At 60.7% G+C, this 18,323-nt stretch carries 19 protein-coding genes; 14 read left to right on the forward strand and 5 right to left on the reverse strand.

All coding sequences use genetic code 11. The features are described 5' to 3' along the window. The first annotated feature begins 45 nt into the window (after positions 1-45). The 5 genes from QMK32_RS17080 to QMK32_RS17105 all read left to right on the forward strand — a co-directional run bounded on the left by QMK32_RS17080 (position 46) and on the right by QMK32_RS17105 (position 4,672). The gene (locus tag QMK32_RS17080; RefSeq protein WP_283476320.1) at positions 46-1,692 is read left to right on the forward strand and encodes an SLC13 family permease; all 1,647 of its coding nucleotides are present in this window, start codon (positions 46-48) and stop codon (positions 1,690-1,692) included. Positions 1,693-1,786: 94 nt separating this feature from the next. Continuing rightward, positions 1,787-2,419: a class I SAM-dependent methyltransferase gene (locus tag QMK32_RS17085; RefSeq protein ID WP_283476322.1), complete on the forward strand. Its 633-nt coding sequence runs from the start codon at positions 1,787-1,789 to the stop codon at positions 2,417-2,419. Positions 2,420-2,567: 148 nt separating this feature from the next. Next, the gene (locus QMK32_RS17090; RefSeq protein ID WP_283476324.1) at positions 2,568-2,834 is read left to right on the forward strand and encodes a GlsB/YeaQ/YmgE family stress response membrane protein; all 267 of its coding nucleotides are present in this window, start codon (positions 2,568-2,570) and stop codon (positions 2,832-2,834) included. Positions 2,835-3,437: 603 nt separating this feature from the next. Beyond that, positions 3,438-3,908 (forward strand): nuclear transport factor 2 family protein, encoded by a 471-nt coding sequence (locus QMK32_RS17100; RefSeq protein WP_283476325.1) that lies wholly within the window; start codon positions 3,438-3,440, stop codon positions 3,906-3,908. Further along, positions 3,905-4,672: an SDR family NAD(P)-dependent oxidoreductase gene (locus QMK32_RS17105; protein WP_283476327.1), complete on the forward strand. Its 768-nt coding sequence runs from the start codon at positions 3,905-3,907 to the stop codon at positions 4,670-4,672. The genes QMK32_RS17100 and QMK32_RS17105 overlap by 4 nt, the downstream gene beginning before the upstream one ends. Positions 4,673-4,762: 90 nt before the next feature. Here the strand turns inward: QMK32_RS17105 and QMK32_RS17110 are convergent, their stop codons facing one another. Continuing rightward, positions 4,763-5,836 carry an alkene reductase gene (locus tag QMK32_RS17110; protein WP_283476328.1) on the reverse strand — a complete coding sequence of 358 codons (1,074 nt, stop codon included), beginning with the start codon at positions 5,834-5,836 and terminating at the stop codon, positions 4,763-4,765. A gap of 254 nt (positions 5,837-6,090) precedes the next feature. On the opposite strand from QMK32_RS17110, the gene QMK32_RS17115 reads away from it, so the two are divergent. Continuing rightward, positions 6,091-7,584, forward strand: a complete 1,494-nt coding sequence (locus tag QMK32_RS17115) for an FAD-dependent oxidoreductase (RefSeq protein WP_283476329.1) — start codon at positions 6,091-6,093, stop codon at positions 7,582-7,584. A gap of 14 nt (positions 7,585-7,598) precedes the next feature. Here the strand turns inward: QMK32_RS17115 and QMK32_RS17120 are convergent, their stop codons facing one another. Beyond that, on the reverse strand, positions 7,599-8,426 hold the full coding sequence (locus QMK32_RS17120) for a class I SAM-dependent methyltransferase (protein ID WP_283476330.1): 828 nt from the start codon (positions 8,424-8,426) through the stop codon (positions 7,599-7,601). Between the two features lie 112 nt (positions 8,427-8,538). Here QMK32_RS17120 and QMK32_RS17125 point away from each other — a divergent pair, with 112 nt between their 5' ends. Beyond that, positions 8,539-9,228, forward strand: a complete 690-nt coding sequence (locus QMK32_RS17125) for a winged helix-turn-helix transcriptional regulator (RefSeq protein WP_283476332.1) — start codon at positions 8,539-8,541, stop codon at positions 9,226-9,228. Between the two features lie 13 nt (positions 9,229-9,241). Here QMK32_RS17125 and QMK32_RS17130 read toward each other — a convergent pair whose 3' ends face one another. Beyond that, complete coding sequence (locus QMK32_RS17130) at positions 9,242-9,682, reverse strand: SRPBCC family protein (RefSeq protein WP_283476334.1); 441 nt, start codon at positions 9,680-9,682, stop codon at positions 9,242-9,244. A gap of 128 nt (positions 9,683-9,810) precedes the next feature. Here QMK32_RS17130 and QMK32_RS17135 point away from each other — a divergent pair, with 128 nt between their 5' ends. The 3 genes from QMK32_RS17135 to QMK32_RS17145 all read left to right on the forward strand — a co-directional run bounded on the left by QMK32_RS17135 (position 9,811) and on the right by QMK32_RS17145 (position 12,184). After that, positions 9,811-10,497 carry a HemK2/MTQ2 family protein methyltransferase gene (locus QMK32_RS17135; protein ID WP_283476335.1) on the forward strand — a complete coding sequence of 229 codons (687 nt, stop codon included), beginning with the start codon at positions 9,811-9,813 and terminating at the stop codon, positions 10,495-10,497. Positions 10,498-10,543: 46 nt separating this feature from the next. After that, entirely contained in the window at positions 10,544-10,687 is a 144-nt protein-coding gene (locus QMK32_RS17140) for a hypothetical protein (RefSeq protein ID WP_269305961.1), read from the forward strand. A 315-nt stretch (positions 10,688-11,002) separates the two neighbouring features. Continuing rightward, a complete protein-coding gene (locus QMK32_RS17145) occupies positions 11,003-12,184 on the forward strand; it encodes a zinc-dependent alcohol dehydrogenase (RefSeq protein ID WP_283476338.1) in 1,182 nt (393 codons plus the stop codon). Positions 12,185-12,214: 30 nt separating this feature from the next. Here the strand turns inward: QMK32_RS17145 and QMK32_RS17150 are convergent, their stop codons facing one another. Then, positions 12,215-12,823, reverse strand: a complete 609-nt coding sequence (locus QMK32_RS17150; RefSeq protein WP_283476339.1) for a TetR/AcrR family transcriptional regulator — start codon at positions 12,821-12,823, stop codon at positions 12,215-12,217. Then, entirely contained in the window at positions 12,820-14,331 is a 1,512-nt protein-coding gene (locus QMK32_RS17155) for an MFS transporter (protein WP_283476340.1), read from the reverse strand. The genes QMK32_RS17150 and QMK32_RS17155 overlap by 4 nt, the downstream gene beginning before the upstream one ends. Positions 14,332-14,485: 154 nt before the next feature. On the opposite strand from QMK32_RS17155, the gene QMK32_RS17160 reads away from it, so the two are divergent. From QMK32_RS17160 to QMK32_RS17175, 4 genes are all read left to right on the forward strand, one after another. After that, positions 14,486-15,733 carry an Nramp family divalent metal transporter gene (locus QMK32_RS17160; RefSeq protein WP_283476341.1) on the forward strand — a complete coding sequence of 416 codons (1,248 nt, stop codon included), beginning with the start codon at positions 14,486-14,488 and terminating at the stop codon, positions 15,731-15,733. 103 nt (positions 15,734-15,836) lie between these two features. Then, positions 15,837-16,112, forward strand: coding sequence for a YrhK family protein (locus QMK32_RS17165; protein WP_283476344.1), 276 nt, complete (start codon positions 15,837-15,839; stop codon positions 16,110-16,112). An 84-nt stretch (positions 16,113-16,196) separates the two neighbouring features. Continuing rightward, the gene (locus QMK32_RS17170) at positions 16,197-16,526 is read left to right on the forward strand and encodes a putative quinol monooxygenase (protein ID WP_283476346.1); all 330 of its coding nucleotides are present in this window, start codon (positions 16,197-16,199) and stop codon (positions 16,524-16,526) included. 279 nt (positions 16,527-16,805) lie between these two features. Next, positions 16,806-18,314: a SulP family inorganic anion transporter gene (locus QMK32_RS17175; RefSeq protein ID WP_283476421.1), complete on the forward strand. Its 1,509-nt coding sequence runs from the start codon at positions 16,806-16,808 to the stop codon at positions 18,312-18,314. Positions 18,315-18,323 lie beyond the last annotated feature (9 nt).

Below are 18,323 nucleotides of genomic sequence, written 5' to 3' on the forward strand. Positions count from 1 at the left end.
TTTCGCAACATTAAGCTGGCGAAACGCCGAGCATGAGGAGGTCCCATGACGCAGCTTGGTCCCGATGAACAGACCGGTCGCCGGTCGGATGCGAACGGGTTCGACGAAGTCGATCAGCAGTCGGCCGGTGAACGCGCCGAAGAGGTGAAGCCGGGTCGGCGGAAGCGTCAATGGATTGGACTCGCCGCCGGAGTACTGCTGGCCGTAGTCGTCTACGCGGTAATGCCAGCCGACGTCGGTCATGCTGCGCGGTTGACCGCCGGGACAGCAGTTCTGATGGGTATCTGGTGGATGACGGAGGCCATCCCGATTCCCGCAACTGCACTGTTGCCCCTGATAATTTTCCCGATCTTCGATCTCGACGTCGCCGTCAACGACGTGGGCGCGTCCTACGGCAACAACATCATTTTCTTGTTCATGGGCGGCTTCCTACTGGCTCTTGCGATGCAGCGGTGGAACCTTCACCGCCGGATTGCGTTGCTGACTGTCAACGCCATGGGCACCAAGCCGACGATGGTGATCGCTGGATTCATGATCGCGACAGGTTTTCTGTCGATGTGGGTCTCGAATACCGCCACTGCGGTCATGATGATCCCCATCGGCGTCTCGGTTCTGGTTCTGGTGCTCGACATCGGAAAGAAGGCCGAGGTGGAATACTCCACGAAAGAACCTGGCACAGACGCCTCCGCACAGGCACGTTCAACCTCGGCCGATGACGTGCCGACCGACGCGACGGTTACGGAGGCGGTGATCAAAAGCAACTTCGGGACCGCCTTGATGTTGGGCATTGCCTACGCCGCTTCGATCGGCTCTTTGGGGACGATCATCGGAACACCCCCCAACACCTTGCTGGTGGGTTATTTGGAGGGCGAGGGAATCACCATCGGATTCTTCGAATGGATGGTTGCCGGAGTGCCACTCGCCGTCGTTCTGCTCGTTGTCGCGTGGTTTTTGCTCACTCACGTCTTGTTCAAGCCCGAGATCGACGACATCCCCGGCGGTAAGCGCCTCATCAGGGGAGAACTCGATGCTCTGGGGAAGATGGCACAGGGTGAAATCCGGGTGGCAGTCATCTTCTGTCTGGCAGCCACATCCTGGGTCGCGGTTCCGCTCATCTTCGATGACCCACCGATCTCCGACACCGGCATCGCGATGACCGCGGCTATTCTGTTGTTCTTACTCCCCAGCGGAGGTAAAGCAGGAGTGCGTCTGATCGACTGGGAGACAGCAATCAAGCTGCCGTGGGGGGTATTGCTTCTGTTCGGCGGTGGACTCGCCCTATCGGCCCAGTTTCAGTCCAGCGGCCTGACCGATTGGATCGGTAGTGTGGCAGCGGGTCTCGACACGATCCCTGTGATCCTGTTGGTCGTGGTGACAACGACCGCGACCATCTTCCTGACCGAGCTCACCAGCAACACCGCGACAGCAGCGACATTCCTTCCGTTGGCAGGTGGCGTGGCGATGGGCATGGACCTCGATCTGCTGCTTCTGACGATTCCGGTCGCGCTCGCTGCAACCTGCGCGTTCATGCTGCCGGTGGCGACACCACCGAACGCCGTCTCGTACGCGAGTGGTTACATCACGATCGGTCAGATGATGCGAGGTGGCTTGTGGCTCAACCTCATCGCGATCGCTCTGATCACCGTCGCCAGTTATACGGTCTTTGCCTGGTCCTTGGGAATCGCGTCGTGACGACCTGCTGGGTCTGAAATGGCATGCTGAGATTTTGTAAGAGAAACAGCTCTGCCAGGATCAAACATTCGACACGACGAAAAAGGTATGAGTGATGTCAGGGGACTCGGCACACCGACTCGAGCGGTGGCAACGATATTGGAACAAGCAATCGGCCAACTACGACAAACATATGACATTCCTCGATCGAGTTCTCTTTCGAGACACCAGATCGTGGGTCTGCGCCCGAGCCGAAGGTCGGGTGCTCGAGATTGCCGTCGGTACCGGCCTCAATCTGGACCACTACCCACCTGGCATCGACTTGACCGGCATCGAACTCAGCCCGGAGATGCTTGCCCGCGCAGCCAGCAAGTCCAAGGAAGCCATGCCCGGAGCGCAACTGATTATCGGTGACGCGCAGGCCCTGACCTTCGACGACGCGTCCTTCGATACGGTCGTCTGCACGTTCTCCCTCTGCGCAATACCGGATCCCGACGCGGCACTTGCAGAGATGACGCGTGTCCTTCGGCCCGGAGGGACCTTGCTGCTGGCCGACCATGTGTCCTCGTCCATTCGGGTCGTCCGATGGCTTCAACGAGTCATCGAGTTGATCAGCGTCCCGATCGGGGGTGAGCACTTCCTCCGACGACCCTCCGACTCCGTCAGGCGCAGCCGAAACTTCACCATCGAGGAAATCGACCGGTTCACACTCGGGCTGGTCGAACGTTTGCGGGCACAACGGACGTGAGTGTCGATGTCGTAGCGAAGGCCCACATCGAACTTCCGACCATCCACCGTATTACCTGAACATCTCGGGACGGTTCGCATACTCTGACCTGACATTTAGGTTCCCACGGCGATAGCGAACGCTCACTCTGAAAGGCTAGGTCGCATCAGTGCTGATCATAGGAATAATTCTCTTCGGTCTTCTGATAGGTGCCGGCGCGCAGTTGATCTTGGGCAGGTCCAAGACCGGCATGGACTGGACGCTGGCGTTCACCGCCGGAATTGTGGGCTCCTTCGTCGGTGGCTTGGTGGTGAGTTTGATTGCCGGCGACGGAATATCGCTGCGGCCGAGCGGAATCATCGGATCACTGCTTGGAGCATTGCTCGTCACTGTACTGTGGCAGCGGTTCAGCCCGGCCCGATCGAACTCCCAGTAGCGGGATCGAGTCACGCAGGCGCCTCAGGCTCCGCGATACTGCCCTGGCCTCTTCTCTCTCGACGTGGCCGGAACGGCTGACGAGCAGGGGAGACCAGTCGGGCATATAGATGTCAGTTCTGTGAGGGGATGTCCAGGCGATCACGTAGCGATGATTCGATCGATACCAAAAGTGTGGCGAAGACTGAAAGTCCCGTGCAAGCCAGCGCTCCTTCGACGGCTCGAGCCACCTCTTTCGGGCGCGCAAGGATTTCCACGCTCAGGTCCCACGATCGATACCCCCCGACCCCGACAACGTCGTCATGGCTTCCGGTGGTGTCGAGATAATGCTCGGCGTGGGGCTTGCCGTACTGCCGCGCGATCGGGTTCGGATAGGCAGGCTCCTTGCGGGGTGGGCTTTGTGGTCCACCGCCGCCCCCAAGCGCAGGTAGTTCTTACTGCACTGTCGTCTGTGACTGAGAGTGTCGTGTTCTAACCTCCGGGCCACCAAGAGATCTGGCTTCGCGGCCTCGTCCGAACTTCGGACAGTAATGTTCCGAAATTACCGTCACCGCACACTAGAACGTGTTCTCATTGGGTCTCCATCACTCGACAGGAGTACCTAGTGACGCGTGACGACGTCGCGGAAATCGAACAACTGAAATATCGGTACCTTCGGACCCTCGACTGCCGCAGATGGGACGAATTCGCAGAGACCCTGACCGAGGATGTCGTTGCCGAATACGGTGAACACCTGCGGTTCACCTCACGCGATGATGTCCTGGCATTCATGCGTAGTGCGATGATACCGGGACTCATCACCGAGCACCGCGTAGATCACCCTGAGATCGTCGTCGAGGGCGACAGCGCCAGCGGGGTGTGGTACCTGTCCGACATGGTCATGCATCCCAAGTACGGCGCCATTCTCAGAGGTGCAGCGTTCTACGACGACCGTTATCAGCGGGGCGAGGACGGTCGTTGGCGCATAGCGCACACCGGTTACACCCGAACCTACGAATTCACACACGAACTCACTAGCCTGCCCGGATTTCGGATGACGGCAGATCCGTGGCAGGACGGAAGGACACAGTTGTGACCGAAAACCTTACCGGCAAGATCGCTTTGATCACCGGGGGCGGCCAGGGAATCGGACGGGGCGTCGCTCTGGAGTTCGCACGCGCCGGGGCCAAGTGCTTCCTCGTCGGCCGTACCCGCTCGAAACTCGAGGCTGTAGCCGAGGAGATTGCGCAGGTGACCTCGGCTGCAGACGTCGCCGTATACGAGGTGGACATCGCCTCGGACGGTGCATGCGAGGCTGCTGTGAGCGCAGCAATGGACGCTTTCGGCGGCATCGACATTCTGGTCAACAACGCCAATTCCGCGTTCCCGGTGCCGCTCGACGAATCCGGCGACGACTTCTTCGACTACGCCCTGAGAACAGGACCACGTGCTGTACTGCGCCTGATGCGAGCCGTCCACCCATCGATGGTCGAGAGGGGCGGGGGAGTCATCATCACGATGATCACCTCGTCTGCAGTTCGTTGGGACACATCAGGATTCGGGGTCTACGCCGCCACCAAGGAAGCCATGCGCGTATTGACTCGGACCGCCTCCAGTGAATGGGGGCATGAGGGGATACGCGCGCATTGCGTTGCCCCGCATGCACTTACGCCAGCACTCGAGTGGTGGATAGAGAACAATCCGAAGGAAGCCGAAGAGTTCGTTCGGACGATCCCAATGGGGCGTATCGGCGATCCTGAACGTGACATAGGCCAAGCAGTTGCATTTTTGGCCTCGGATTCCTCACGCTATCTGAGCGGCGCGGTCATCCCGTTGGACGGCGGTCAGTCTCGCTGGTGACCCCAGTGTTCAACCCACGTTGACGCCCGCATCCTTGAAATGCAAAGGCCCGCACCCATTCTTCGGGTGCGGGCCATAACCAACGTGGCGTCAGTGCTGCAATGCGGGGTAATCCGTGTAACCCTCTGCGCCACCGGAATAGAAGGTGTTCTGGTCGGGTGTATTCAAGGGTAGATCTTCACGCCATCGGTACGCGAGATCAGGATTGGCGATGGCAGGGCGACCGACGACCACTGCATCGCCGATGTCGTCCGACAGAAGGGACAGCGCTTCGTCGCGGCTGGTGATCTCGCCGAATCCGCTGTTGACGAGCGTCGGACCACCGAAGGCCTGCCGCAAGCTCTGGACGAGTTCCCCCGCCGGATTTTTGTGCAGCACACTGAGGTAAGAGAGACCGAGTGGCGCAATCCGATCGACGAGCGCCAGGTAGGTCGCCCGCACGTCTTCGATGTCCTTCTCGTAGGCATCTTGGATGTTGTGCTCGGGAGAGATGCGGATTCCGACGCGGCCTGCGCCGACGGCCTCCGCAACGGCCACGACGACTTCAGCGACGAAACGGGCCCGGTTCTCCGGTGATCCGCCATAGGAATCCTCACGTCGATTCGACGCCGGCGAGAGGAACTCGTGGAGCAAATAGCCATTGGCACCGTGAATTTCGACGCCATCCATACCAGCTGCGATCGCGTTCTTCGATGCCTGTACGAACTCCTCGATCACCGAGGGCAGTTCATCGGTTCGGAGTGCACGCGGTACCGGGTAGGACTGCTTGCCGTCGTAGGTGCGGGTTTCTCCTTCGATGGCAATCGCGCTCGGCCCCACGACCTCGCGGCCGCCCGTTGTACTTTCGTGTGTCACGCGCCCGGCGTGCATGACCTGGGACACGATCAGCCCACCTTCGGTATGCACTGCTTCTGCGACATTGCGCCAACCAGCGATCTGCTCAGGCGTAACAAGCCCGGGCTGACCCGGGAATCCCTGACCTGCATGAGAGGGATACGTCCCTTCGGTCACGATGAGACCGAGCGAGGAACGCTGCTTGTAATGCTCGACCACCAGGGGGCCGGGGATTCCGTCTCGTCCTGACCGCACACGCGTGAGCGGCGCCATGACCAGCCTGTTTGCAAGCTTCAGTTCACCTAAGGTCAAGGGGGAAAACAACTTCACTGGTTCGGCTCTTTTCGTCGGCGACACTGCGTTCTTCGTTCGAATTACTTACAGTCGCTAACCTTCGGAGATGGCGAGCTATTCCGAGCCGAGACGATTGTCACGCGTGACGTCGGTTCAGAAAATCGGGCTACCGGCGCTACAGGTCTCGCGCATGGCCTGAACGGCCGTGTGGATGTCGCGCGACCAGGCCCACAGTCTCAGTCACCGGGAGATTTCACACTTCGAGAAGTTTTTGGACTGTACTGAGTCTCGTGACGAGCACCGATTCGACCACCGAGAGCCCAATCCGACCCATCCCCGAAGCGCAGGTGAGCGAGTGGGATTACGAAGCCGACGTCGTTGTCGCCGGCTTCGGTGTGGCCGGAGCTGCAGCCGCGGTCGGTGCGGCACAGGCAGGTGCCGATGTCCTGGTGCTCGAACGCACCGGTGGATGGGGTGGCGCGGCGGCGATGGCAGGCGGCTTCATCTACATGGGTGGGGGAACACCCTTGCAGAAGGCCTGCGGATTCGACGACACCGTGGACAACATGAAGGCCTTCATGAAGGCAGCCTTGGGACCGGGTGTCGACGAGGCCAAGATCGATCTCTATTGCGAGGGAAGCGTCGACCACTATCACTGGCTGGCCGATGACTGCGGAGTTCCGTTCAAGGAGAGTTTCTGGGGTGAACCGGGCTGGGAGCCCCCAGACGATGACGGTTTGCAGTACACCGGAGGGGAAAACGCGGCACCGTTCAATTCCGTCATTCCGCCGGCGCCGCGAGGGCACGTCCCTCAAATGAAAGACAAGCACGTCAGCTCCGAAAAGGGCGGCGGATACATGCTGATGAAGCCGCTGACCGACAAGGCTGCCGCCCTCGGAGTCAGATCCGAGTACGACATGCGGGTTCAGACGCTGATCGTCGATACCGACGGACGGGTTGTCGGAGTCCAAGCTAAGCAATACGGCAAGACCGTTTCAGTCCGCGCACTTAAGGGCGTGGTGTTGGCCACTGGCAGCTTCGCCTACAACAAGACAATGGTCGAGTCGTACGCGCCCAGGTTGATCAATCGTCCGGCCGCGTCGATCGAAGAGCACGATGGACGCGCAATCCGCATGGCGCAGGCAATCGGTGCCGACCTCGCGCACATGGATGCCGCTGAGGTCGCTTTTTTCAGTGACCCACAAATGTTCATCCGTGGAATATTGGTCAACGGACGAGGCCAGCGTTTCATCAACGAGGACACCTACCCCGGCCGTGTAGGTCAGGCTGTTCTGTTCGAAAACCTCAACGAGGCGTTCCTCGTCATCGACGAGGCCTCATACGAGGTCGCGATGACTACGCAGACTTCGACCCCGCAGCTTCGGCGCCGACCCACCTGGGTCGCCGAGACGGTGGAGGAGCTGGAGTCCGACATGGGATTGCCCGCAGGTGCTTTGCAATCGACAGTCGAGCTGTACAACCGTCACGCCGTGAACGGTGAGGATCCGTTGTTGGGTAAGAAGACCGAATGGGTTAAGCCGATAGGCACTCCCATTGCTGCGATCGACCTGCGCGGCATGACGGGCGGATTCACGCTGGGCGGACTGCGGACGAGTACAGCTTCCGAGGTGCTCCACGTCTCCGGCCAACAAATCCCCGGCCTCTTCGCGGCGGGTCGCTGCACCGCAGGTGTCTGCGCAGGCGGCTACGCCAGCGGGGCGTCACTCGGCGACGGCAGCTTCTTCGGCCGTCGTGCCGGCCAGAGCGCGGCTAACGGGGGCTGACGGACTCTGCTACCTCAGCGAGCTATCGCTACCACGATCAAGTATTGCCATTGCATTGCTTTACCTTCGTAGAATTCTCCAGCCAGCTCGATCAGTGAGCTGTCCAAAGCCCTGACCGCGGCATGGTCGTCCGCGATCCGGCGGTACACCGCGATCGTCGGACCATAGTTCTTCTTGAAGTAGTGCACGAAGTCCTCCGGCCGGGCGAACATGTCGACGGTCAGTGTTCTCACCTCGGCGGTCATTTCGCGGACCCGATCTCCGAACAGACCGCGGACATGCGCCTCGTCGCCCCACAAGGGTGGCGGCTGTGCGCCGGGAGGTGGGGGAGCGGCGTACGGCTTCATCGCCGAAAACATCTTTCCGATGAAGCCGTCCGGCGTCCAATTGATGAGCCCGATCGTTCCACCGTCCCGGCAGACGCGTACCAGCTCGTCCGCAGACTGCTGATGATGCGGGGCGAACATGACGCCGACACACGACATCACGATGTCGAACTCGTTGTCCGCGAACGGAAGAGCCTCGGCGTCACCCTGGATCCACTCGAGGTCGACCTGTTGAGCTGCGGCCAACTCGCGGCCGCGAGCGAACAGTTCGGGTGTCAGGTCACTTGCGATCACGGTTGCGCCGGCCGCAGCAGCCGGTAGTGCCGCGTTCCCTGATCCTGCTGCGACGTCGAGCACTCGCTGACCGGCCTCGACCCCGCACGCGCGTACGAGTGTCGGCCCGAGTTCCTGAACTACTTCGGCAGCGACGGCAGGATAGTTTCCCAGCCCCCACATGGTTCTGAGCGCCGCCTTCAGCGCACGGTCTGCATCGACAACTTCTGTTGTTTCGGTCATTGTCCCGCTCCTTCAACGTTGTATCGGCTATGAGTCGAAGAGTAAGAATGTGAGCTGGGTTTATCCAGTACAGGATCTGTACCGGGAACACGATGAGCGCTATCGTCGGTAGATGGGGTCCTCGTACCACCAGTTCTGCCCCGTCGCCAAGGCGATGGAGCTGTTCGACGAGCGTTGGACTCTGCTGGTGGTTCGCGAATTGTTGCTCGGCAGTCGCCGCTTCAGCGATGTGCGACGCGGACTGCCCCGAATGTCACCCACTCTGCTGTCGAAGCGACTCCACCAACTCGTTGTAGCCGGGATCGTCGAAAAGCAGGATTCGGGAAATGAGGCGCGCTACGTCCTCACCCGAGCGGGAATGGAGCTGCGACCCGTTGTCGAAGCGCTCGGTATGTGGGGCACGCGCTGGGTCGGAACCCTCGGCGATGGGGATCTCGATCCTGCACTGCTCATGTGGGACATGCATCGCAACGTATGTTCGACGTCCATCCCGGGCGAGCGTGCGGTGATCGAGTTCCACTTCACCGACGTAGCAGTGCATTCCCGGGCGTGGTGGCTCGTGATCACCCCCGGTGAGGTCGACGTGTGCGATGTCGATCCAGGTCTGACCGTCTCGGTCTGGGTGAGCACAAGATTGCGTGTGCTGACCGAGATCTGGCGCGGCGACGTGACCTGGTCGCACACGCTCGAGTCCGGCGACCTGACCATCGACGGGCCGGCAACGTTGCGCCGCGGGCTGCCGAGTTGGTTCACCCTTCCGAAGTCCGCGGCGATGCCCAGACCTGTCCACGATCGGGCGTGACCGATGACGACCGTCAATGGGTTGCTCGCTCGGCCAGCAACGCCAACCTGCGCAGGGCCTCCGAGTTTCGAGGATGCACTGCGGCGTGCTGCAACGAGTCCAGGAGCAGACTGAAAGGTTTGCTCGCAGCGTGTTCGATCATCTGGATTCGACAACCGCGCGCCTGCGGGTGCAATCGAACAGTGATATTACCGGTCCCGAACGGCAGGGCATGTGCCCGGAGCTGTAGCTCCCGTCCGGGGAAAGACTCGAGGACGGTCGTGGTGTCGTCCAGTACCGCAGGCCACAGGCCAACAGAGTGATGAATCGAAGAACCCGGCGACGGCCACGTGCTGTCGACTGCGCGAATGCGGGATGCACCCACGACCCACATGGCGTATTGCCATCCGTCGGCCAGCACCGCCCACACCGCGTCGGCGTCGGCGTCGGTGGTTCGTTCTGTCCCTGAAGTCATACCCAACATGCCTACCCGAATGGCCCCGGTCTGGCGATAGGGGACGACCGGAAACGACGTTACGTTGCAGGATGGGGTTTGCCCGTGTGCAAGGCGGGGCACTCCCCAGTACCAATACGGAGGTGCCGGTGACCGTTGCACGAGAGCGTTCGTTTCCATCCATCAGTGTCGACGACGGAGTTTATGCGCCTCAGGAAGATTCGTATCTTCTGTGCGCCGAGATTGCTGCGCACTCCGGACTCGCTGGTGCTCGGGTTCTCGACCTGTGCACCGGCAGCGGAATCGCCGCGATCGAAGCTGCACGACGCGGTGCCCGGGAAGTAGTTGCGTACGACATCTCTGCCCAGGCCGTAGCCTGCGCTCTGTCGAATGCCGACGCGAACGGCGTCGGCGTCGACGCACGCTTGGGGACGCTGTCCGACGCGCGGCAAGACGCGCCGTTCGGTGTCATAGTCTCCAATCCGCCGTACGTACCCTCACCTCGTCCGCCGGTCGGGATGGGTCTGCACCGTGCGTGGGACGCAGGAGACCGCGGCCGAGTGGTGTTGGATCTTCTGTGCACACACGCGTTCGATCTCCTGGTGCCGGGTGGAGCAGTGATGATGGTGCAGTCTGAACTTTGCGGGGTAGAGGAATCTCTCGATCGGCTGAGGGACACCGGGCTCGACGCCGAGGTAATACGCCGTCGAACGATCGATTTCGGGCCCGTCCTTCATGAGCGCGCAGCGTGGATGGAAGCGGCAGGCTTGATCGAGGTGGGATGTCGAAGCGAAGAACTGATTGTCATCGAAGGCCGTCGCCCAGCCGACTCTTGATCCCACACTCGGTTGATTCACCACTACCCGGGGTAGTCGGTGCTACATGAGACGCGACGAAGACATCGAATCCGAGTCCACCGAGCCTAAAGGCGGTCGGCCCGGGCCGACCGACGAAGGTAAGACTGGAGGAATGGCTACTCGGGAAGTAGCTCCCGAAGTCGCCGAGAACGAGGACAAAGACAGCTGACCGCAGAGGCGCCGCGACGGTGACAAGTGCTGCGGAAACACGTCTGCATGTGTTTCGCACTCACGGCCTTGGGTATCAGAGACAGTGGCACTGAAGCAGATTGGCGCCTCGAAGTGTACGAGCAGCCACAGTCTGGAGTCCGAATGTCAATCGACGACACTACCGAGTTCGTGATCTGGCTCGATTCGAGCCCATTGGACAGTTGGTGGGATCGAGTGATGAATCAGAGCACCGTCGCTCCCGCCGGCCGAAACTGATAGTCGGTCTGGCCGCTCGAAGGCCAACTCTTGCAATGAAAAGCGAAGAAGCAGTCCCATGAAAGCAGCTACCTGGCACGGTAAGCGCGATGTTCGCGTCGACTCGGTTCCCGACCCCATCATCGAGCAGCCCACCGACGCCGTCATCGAGGTCACCTCGACCAATATCTGCGGTTCTGACCTGCACCTGTATGAGGTGCTGGGCGCCTTCATGAAACCAGGGGACATCCTGGGCCACGAGCCGATGGGCATCGTTCGTGAAGTCGGTAAGGAGGTTACCAACCTTGCTGTCGGCGACCGAGTAGTGATTCCTTTCCAAATATCGTGCGGAAGCTGTTTTATGTGCGATCGCTCGTTGTACACACAATGCGAGACCACCCAAGTGCGTGAGCATGGTATGGGTGCGGCACTGTTCGGTTTCTCCGAGCTGTACGGCAGTGTTCCAGGAGGACAGGCCGAGTATCTGCGCGTTCCACAGGCGCAGTTCACCCACATCAAAGTTCCATCTGGAGCACCCGATTCGCGGTACGTATACCTGTCGGACGTGCTTCCGACGGCGTGGCAGTTTGTTGTGTACGCCGACATCCAGCCGGGCGGTTCGGTGACGGTCCTCGGTCTCGGACCCATCGGAGACATGGCTGCCCGCATCGCAACCCACCTCGGCTTCGACGTCATTGCGGTCGATCGAGTCCCCGAGCGGCTTGCCCGTGCGCAAGCCCGCGGAATTCGGACCGTCGATCTCGCCCAGCATGCGGGGAAACTCGGCGACGTGATTCGAGATCTCACGGACGGGCGCGGCACCGACTCGGTGATCGACGCTGTCGGGATGGAAGCACATGGTTCACCTGTGGCGAAGGCTGCGCAGCAGCTCACCGGTCTGCTGCCGGACTTTCTCGGTAAGCCGATGATGCAAAAGGCCGGAGTCGACAGACTCGATGCGGTGTACTCCGCCATTGACATCGTCCGTCGTGGGGGCACCATCTCACTGATCGGTGTCTATGGCGGGGTTGCCGATCCGCTTCCACTGCTCACCATGTTCGACAAGCAAATTCAGCTGCGCATGGGCCAGGCAAACGTGAAGCGGTGGGTGGACGACATCATGCCCCTGCTCGGTGACGACGATCCATTGGGTGTCGATTCGTTCGCAACTCACACCCTGCCTCTCGAGCAGGCCCCGCACGCGTACGAGATATTCCAGAAGAAGCAGGACGGCGCGGTCAAGGTGATTCTGAAGCCCTGAGCGGCTATGGGGGCGAAAGGCTTTCGTTGGTCAGAGTCCAGACGGCGAAGGGTGGTCGGGTGACAGCCTGTTCTCGTCCAAAAGAGACTCCAACAACCTGACCGTCAGTTGCACGACTTGATTCTCTTCTGCGCCCGCTAGCTCGTCGAGGGTTCCGGCTGCGCGTCCCAACGCGATACCCGCCAGCACGGCTACTGCCATCTGAGCCCTCAATCGTGGGGAGTCGAGACCTGCCTCCTTCATCCGATCTTGTATTCCCGCAGTGAGTTTGGCGTCGATACGAGCTGTAGCTGCGGTCTGAATCGCTGGATCGTCGTGTGCGCGAACAACCGCTTGCAGTACGGGGCTCGGACCGACCTGGTGAACACGCCGAATCGTTGCCTCGATCCGAGCGGGATCGAGTATGTCCGAAAGGTGCGGATTTTCGTTTTCCGTTGGCAGGGTTTGGATATACAAGGCCGCCTTGCTTCCGAAATAGCGGGCGATCAAGGCAGGATCAGCGCCTGCCTTCTCGCCGATCTCTCGGATCGTCGTTCTCTCGTATCCACGCGCGCCGAACAGTTCGGTTGCAGCTTCGAGAAGATCCTGCTTGGTGCGGTCGGAGTCGCGAAAGCGGGCTACCGGGCGTGTTTGGATCATTGTGAATCCTCACTCTGTCCTCTGCGGCTGGCGATGTCGTAGGCGAAGCTGCCGGTGGCGGCCGACTCGATGCTCTCGTCGACCAATCTGGCAGGCAGTTTTTCGGCGCGGCTGCCTCGATAGGATAGTGCGAAAGCCAAGATTGCCGTGCCCGTCCATAGGCAGATACCGACGATGGCGGTTGCTGTATAGCCGGCGCTGTCCGGAAATGTCTGCCCGGGGGCTGTGTATATCGCGAGCACGGTGGCGCTCAACGCGCTACCCACCGCACCACCGACCGTGCGTGCTACTTGGTTGACTCCTAGTGCGCTCCCTGTTTCGTGCGGTGGGACCGCGCTGACGATGAATGCCGGCATTGCGGCGAAGGTGAACCCGATCCCGAGGCCGGCTACCCCCATGAGTACGAATACGACCCATAGTTCGTCTCGACCGAACAGGAACAGCGTGAGCGCGCCGGCGAAGGCCATCGCACCGATCGGCATGATCATCGATTTGCTGATCCACCGCTCGGCCAGGGGAAGAAGCCTGTTCGCGAACACGCTCGTCAACGAGAACGGCACGAGTACGAGGCCCGCCACCATCGCCGACCGACCGAGTCCGTAACCGGTGTCGGACGGAGTCTGTACGAAGCGGATCACGGCCGATGACAGAACGAACATCCCGATACCGGCGAAAAGTCCGGTGACATCGGCAGTCAGGACTGCGGGTTTGGACAACAGCCGCAATTCCACGAGGGGAAACCGAGTCCGCAGCTCGTGGAAAGTCCAGCCGACGACGACCGCGAGGCCTACCGCCGCACATCCGATCGTCTGGAAAGAAGTCCAACCCCAGTAGCTGCCGGAAGTGAGCGCAATCAGTAACAGAGTGAGGCCGATTCCGAGGAGTACCGCACCGACAATATCGAGCGGCTTGTGCGGTACGTGCCGACTGGAAGGAACCGATGTGATGGCACCGACCAACACTGCGAGCGATGCCGCAGAGGCGACAAGGAAGCAGGCGTGATACCCCCAGAGATGGGCAATTACCCCAGTCAGGGGGTAGCCGAGACCGATGCCCGCGACCGCGGTCACCGACAGTGCCGCAACGGTGCGTCTGGCCTCGACCGGTGTCAGGTGATCGCGCGCTACCGCCATCGCGAGCGGCGCGAGCCCCAGCCCGACACCTTGGAGGCCACGCCCGATGAGCAGGAGTGCGAGGTTGCTGGGGATCGCGGCCAGGACACAACCGATGAAGACCACGGACAGCGCTCCGATGATCACGGGTCGTCGGTGGGGACCGTCTCCGAGGCGGCCGAGGACCGGAACGGTAACGGCTCCTACCAGCATCGTTATCGTCAGCGTCCACTGCGCGCTCGTGAACGAGACCGAGTATGCGTCGGCCACTGTCGGAATCAAAGGTGCACCGACGCTGCTGACGATGGCGACGACGGTACAAATTGCGGCCAGGACCGGTACGAACCCGCGGGGGGGCGCGAGTTGTTCCTCCGGTTTGTCATCAATCGATGTCATCGCTTGATGTTATACCCAGTTCCGTGCGTGGACCGGATCGAATTCACACGTGGGTCGACGTCGGATAGATCGGAAGGTCCGCGTCGAACGCATAGTTCGGTGATCCCAACTCTATTGTCGGGACTATGAAAAACGTGGCGATCGGACAGGTGTGATGGGCAGTTCGCCCTCACCGGGCCATTCCAGGCGGCCGCCGTCACGGTTCAGGTCGGCCAGTATCTTGCTCGGTCCAGCTTTCGTTGCGGCGATAGCCTATGTCGATCCAGGGAATGTCGCCTCGAACGTCAGTGCCGGCGCGCAGTTCGGCTACTTGCTTGTGTGGGTGATCGTTGCGGCGAACTTGATGGCCGGACTCGTGCAGTTCTTGTCCGCGAAGCTCGGCATCGTCACCGGCATGACGCTTCCCGAGGTCGTCCGCTCGAAATCGAGCAGGTCTGTGCGACTTGCATATTGGTCTCAAGCGGAAGTTGTCGCCATGGCGACCGACCTCGCCGAGGTCGTCGGTGGTGCGATTGCGCTGTATCTACTGTTCGACCTGCCCCTTCTTGCCGGTGGCCTGATCACCGGGCTGGTGTCGATGATGTTGCTGTTGGTGCAGGATCGGCGTGGACAGCGGCCGTTCGAGTTCGTGATCCTCGGTTTGCTTGCCGTCATCGCGGTCGGCTTCCTGGCCAGCATATTCGTCGAACCTCCATCGTTTTCGCAGGCCGCTGCGGGACTTGTCCCACGATTCGACGGTGTGGAAAGCGTGTTGCTCGCAGCAGCGATGCTGGGTGCAACGGTCATGCCGCACGCGGTCTACCTCCACTCCGGACTTGCACGCGATCGCCATGGACACCCCGAAGCAGGACCTGTACGTCGGCGGCTGTTGCGGATCACCCGAATAGACGTCGGATTGGCAATGCTGTTGGCCGGAGCCGTCAACATGTCGATGCTGCTCTTGGCGGCAACAACTCTCGGCGGACGCGATGGTGTCGATTCGATCGAGGGCGCCCATGCGGCGGTGGGGGACACATTGGGCCCATCGGTCGCGCTGCTGTTCGCGGTGGGGCTCCTTGCATCGGGGCTCGCGTCGACGTCGGTAGGGGCGTATGCGGGCGCGATGATCATGGACGGCCTACTACGCAAACGGATTCCGATTGTGCTGCGGCGAGTGGTGACGCTAGTGCCTGCACTTCTCATTCTTGCGGCTGGGGTCGATCCCAGCCGCGCACTCGTCGTCTCCCAGGTCGTGTTGTCCTTCGGTATCCCGTTCGCTTTGATCCCATTGGTGCGGTTCACCTCCGATCGAGTGTTGATGGGACAGGATGTAAATCACCGGATCACCACCGGTGCGGCGTGGCTCATCGCAGGCATCATCGTTGTTTTGAATGTGGTCCTGATCTATCTGACCTTGACATGAGTCGGCTGCGCTTGTGGCTTTCGGATCCGGTTGCATTGTGTGTTCGAGGCGCGGATTACGGGTAGTTACCTGTGGCGTCAAACTCGAACAGCAGGAGCCTCAAATGAGCGAACTGACCTTTACCATCGGGCACGAGGAACTGGTGATTCGTCAGCGATGGGAAGTCGTCAGTATCGTCAACGACATTCTGGTTGCCGTCTGGTTCATCGTCGGCAGTGTCTTGTTCTTCGGCGAGACGACGGCGGTCGCTGGCACGTGGTTGTTCCTGATCGGCAGTGTCGAGCTCTTGATTCGCCCGATGATCAGGCTCGCTCGACGCATCCACATCCAGCGGGTCCGACAGGGGACTGCGGCCTCCGACTCCAGTGACGACTACTGACATCGCCCCGAGTGTGGGTGTCGAGCGAGAGCCAGGCGCCGCTGCAATCAGCTTCCTGACAGTTCCGAATTCAAGGAGAAAACAGTGATATTCATCGTCGTACAGTTCGAGACGAAGCCCGAGTGGACCGAGCGTTGGCCAGAACACGTAGCCGAGTTCACCGCGAATACCCGCGCCGAGGCAGGCAACTTGTGGTTCGAATGGTCTCGGAGCCTGGAAGATCCATCCGTCTATGTCCTGCTCGAGGCCTTCCGCGATGATGATGCCGGTGGTGACCACGTCAACAGTGATCACTTCAAGAAGGCAATGAAAGAACTCCCGCAAGCACTGGCGTCGACGCCCAAGATCGTCAGCCAGACCGTGGATGCAACCGGATGGGGCGAGATGGGCGAAATGTCGGTCGACGCGCAGTAGTCGAATGCCACGTGGAGCACGTGATGCTCTGGACAAGTGCCCGCGCGTTCTGCTGCAAATCTGGAATTCTTCGAAGGTCCATTGGCGTGAGATGAGTCACCGAATCGCATCCTGACGTGCAACTCTACCCTCACGGGAGGGTAGGTTCGTGAACGAAGCTTTCCAGGGACGCACACAATCTGCGCCCGTCCTGAGATGTTGCCCCCACTCCGGCAAGCGTTCAACACCTCGCATCTTTCCGATCACCCCACATTCCTCGACAGAGAATGGAGCATCTACATGGCTTCCGCGGCCACCGCAGCGCAGACGATCGAACCGCAATGGACGGTGTGGTCTGCCTTGCGATCGCCGAGACGGTTGCGGACCGAGGTTCTCGCCGGGCTGGTGGTTGCGTTGGCTTTGATTCCGGAGGCGATATCATTTTCCATCATCGCCGGAGTGGACCCACGGGTCGGATTGTTCGCCGCGTTCACCATGGCGGTGACGATCTCGATCGTAGGTGGTAGACCTGCAATGATTTCGGCTGCCACCGGTGCAGTTGCCTTGGTCATCGCGCCATTGGTGCGTGACTACGGGGTCGAGTATCTGATCGCGACAGTCATTCTCGCGGGCGTGCTGCAGATCCTGCTCAGTGTGGTGGGGGTCGCGAAATTGATGCGGTTCATCCCACGCAGCGTCATGGTGGGATTCGTCAATGCGCTGGCGATACTCATCTTCATCGCCCAGGTTCCGCACCTTCTCGGCGTCCCCTGGCTGGTGTATCCCATGGTTGCCATCGGGATCGCGGTAATGGTGTTCTTGCCCAAGGTGAGCACCGTCGTCCCTGCACCGCTGGTCGCGATCGTGTTACTGACGGCGGCGACGATCGTGTTCGCGCTGAATGTTCCCAATGTCGGTGACGAGGGGGAGCTTCCGTCAAGTTTGCCGTCACTAGTTCTTCCCGACGTTCCGCTCACGTTCGAGACGCTGAAGATCATCGCCCCGTATGCGTTCACGATGGCCATCGTAGGTCTGCTCGAGTCACTGATGACTGCGAAGTTCGTCGACGACATCACCGACAGTCACTCGAACAAGACCCGAGAGTCCTGGGGTCAGGGTGTCGCCAATATCGTCACCGGATTCTTCGGCGGTATGGGCGGGTGCGCGATGATCGGACAGACGATGATCAACGTCAAGACATCCGGCGCACGAACTCGGATCTCGACGTTCCTCGCAGGCGTGTTCCTGCTGATCCTCGTCGTCGGTCTAGGCGACATAGTCTCACTGATCCCGATGGCCGCGTTGGTGGCGGTGATGATCATGGTTTCGGTCGGCACCTTCGATTGGCACAGCATCGCCCCGGCGACACTGCGGCGGATGCCCACGAGCGAAACCCTAGTCATGGTCGCCACGGTCGCGGTCACCGTTGCTACCGACAATCTCGCCTACGGAGTGGCGGTCGGCGTCGTGACCGCGATGGTCTTGTTCGCGCGACGCGTCGCGCATCTGACCGAGGTCGTCGATGTCGCACACCCGGACCCGGACACCCGCGTCTACGCGGTGCATGGTGAGTTGTTCTTCGCCTCCAGCAACGACTTGATCTATCAGTTCGATTACGTCGGTGACCCTGCACATATCGTGATCGACATGTCGGCATCACACATCTGGGATGCGTCGACCGTCGCGACCCTTGATGCGATCACCACCAAATACGCAGCCAAGGGAAAGACCGCGACCATCGTCGGGTTGAACGAGGCCAGCGCGCAGCGACATGGGTTACTGAGCGGAAATCTCGGCGCAGGGCACTGACGGGTTCGC

Origin of the sequence: Rhodococcus sp. H29-C3 (assembly GCF_030063405.1) — a bacterium.
GTDB lineage: Bacteria > Actinomycetota > Actinomycetes > Mycobacteriales > Mycobacteriaceae > Rhodococcoides.

Bases quoted from the DNA above. Each gene is read 5' to 3' on its own strand.
- QMK32_RS17080 (WP_283476320.1), top strand. From the start codon at position 46: ATGACGCAGCTTGGTCCCGATGAACAGACCGGTCGCCGGTCGGATGCG.
- QMK32_RS17085 (WP_283476322.1), top strand. From the start codon at position 1,787: ATGTCAGGGGACTCGGCACACCGACTCGAGCGGTGGCAACGATATTGG.
- QMK32_RS17120 (WP_283476330.1), bottom strand. From the start codon at position 8,426: ATGACCGAAACAACAGAAGTTGTCGATGCAGACCGTGCGCTGAAGGCG.
- QMK32_RS17125 (WP_283476332.1), top strand. From the start codon at position 8,539: ATGGGGTCCTCGTACCACCAGTTCTGCCCCGTCGCCAAGGCGATGGAG.
- QMK32_RS17130 (WP_283476334.1), bottom strand. From the start codon at position 9,682: ATGACTTCAGGGACAGAACGAACCACCGACGCCGACGCCGACGCGGTG.
- QMK32_RS17140 (WP_269305961.1), top strand. From the start codon at position 10,544: ATGAGACGCGACGAAGACATCGAATCCGAGTCCACCGAGCCTAAAGGC.
- QMK32_RS17145 (WP_283476338.1), top strand. From the start codon at position 11,003: ATGAAAGCAGCTACCTGGCACGGTAAGCGCGATGTTCGCGTCGACTCG.
- QMK32_RS17150 (WP_283476339.1), bottom strand. From the start codon at position 12,823: ATGATCCAAACACGCCCGGTAGCCCGCTTTCGCGACTCCGACCGCACC.
- QMK32_RS17155 (WP_283476340.1), bottom strand. From the start codon at position 14,331: ATGACATCGATTGATGACAAACCGGAGGAACAACTCGCGCCCCCCCGC.
- QMK32_RS17160 (WP_283476341.1), top strand. From the start codon at position 14,486: ATGGGCAGTTCGCCCTCACCGGGCCATTCCAGGCGGCCGCCGTCACGG.
- QMK32_RS17165 (WP_283476344.1), top strand. From the start codon at position 15,837: ATGAGCGAACTGACCTTTACCATCGGGCACGAGGAACTGGTGATTCGT.
- QMK32_RS17175 (WP_283476421.1), top strand. From the start codon at position 16,806: ATGGCTTCCGCGGCCACCGCAGCGCAGACGATCGAACCGCAATGGACG.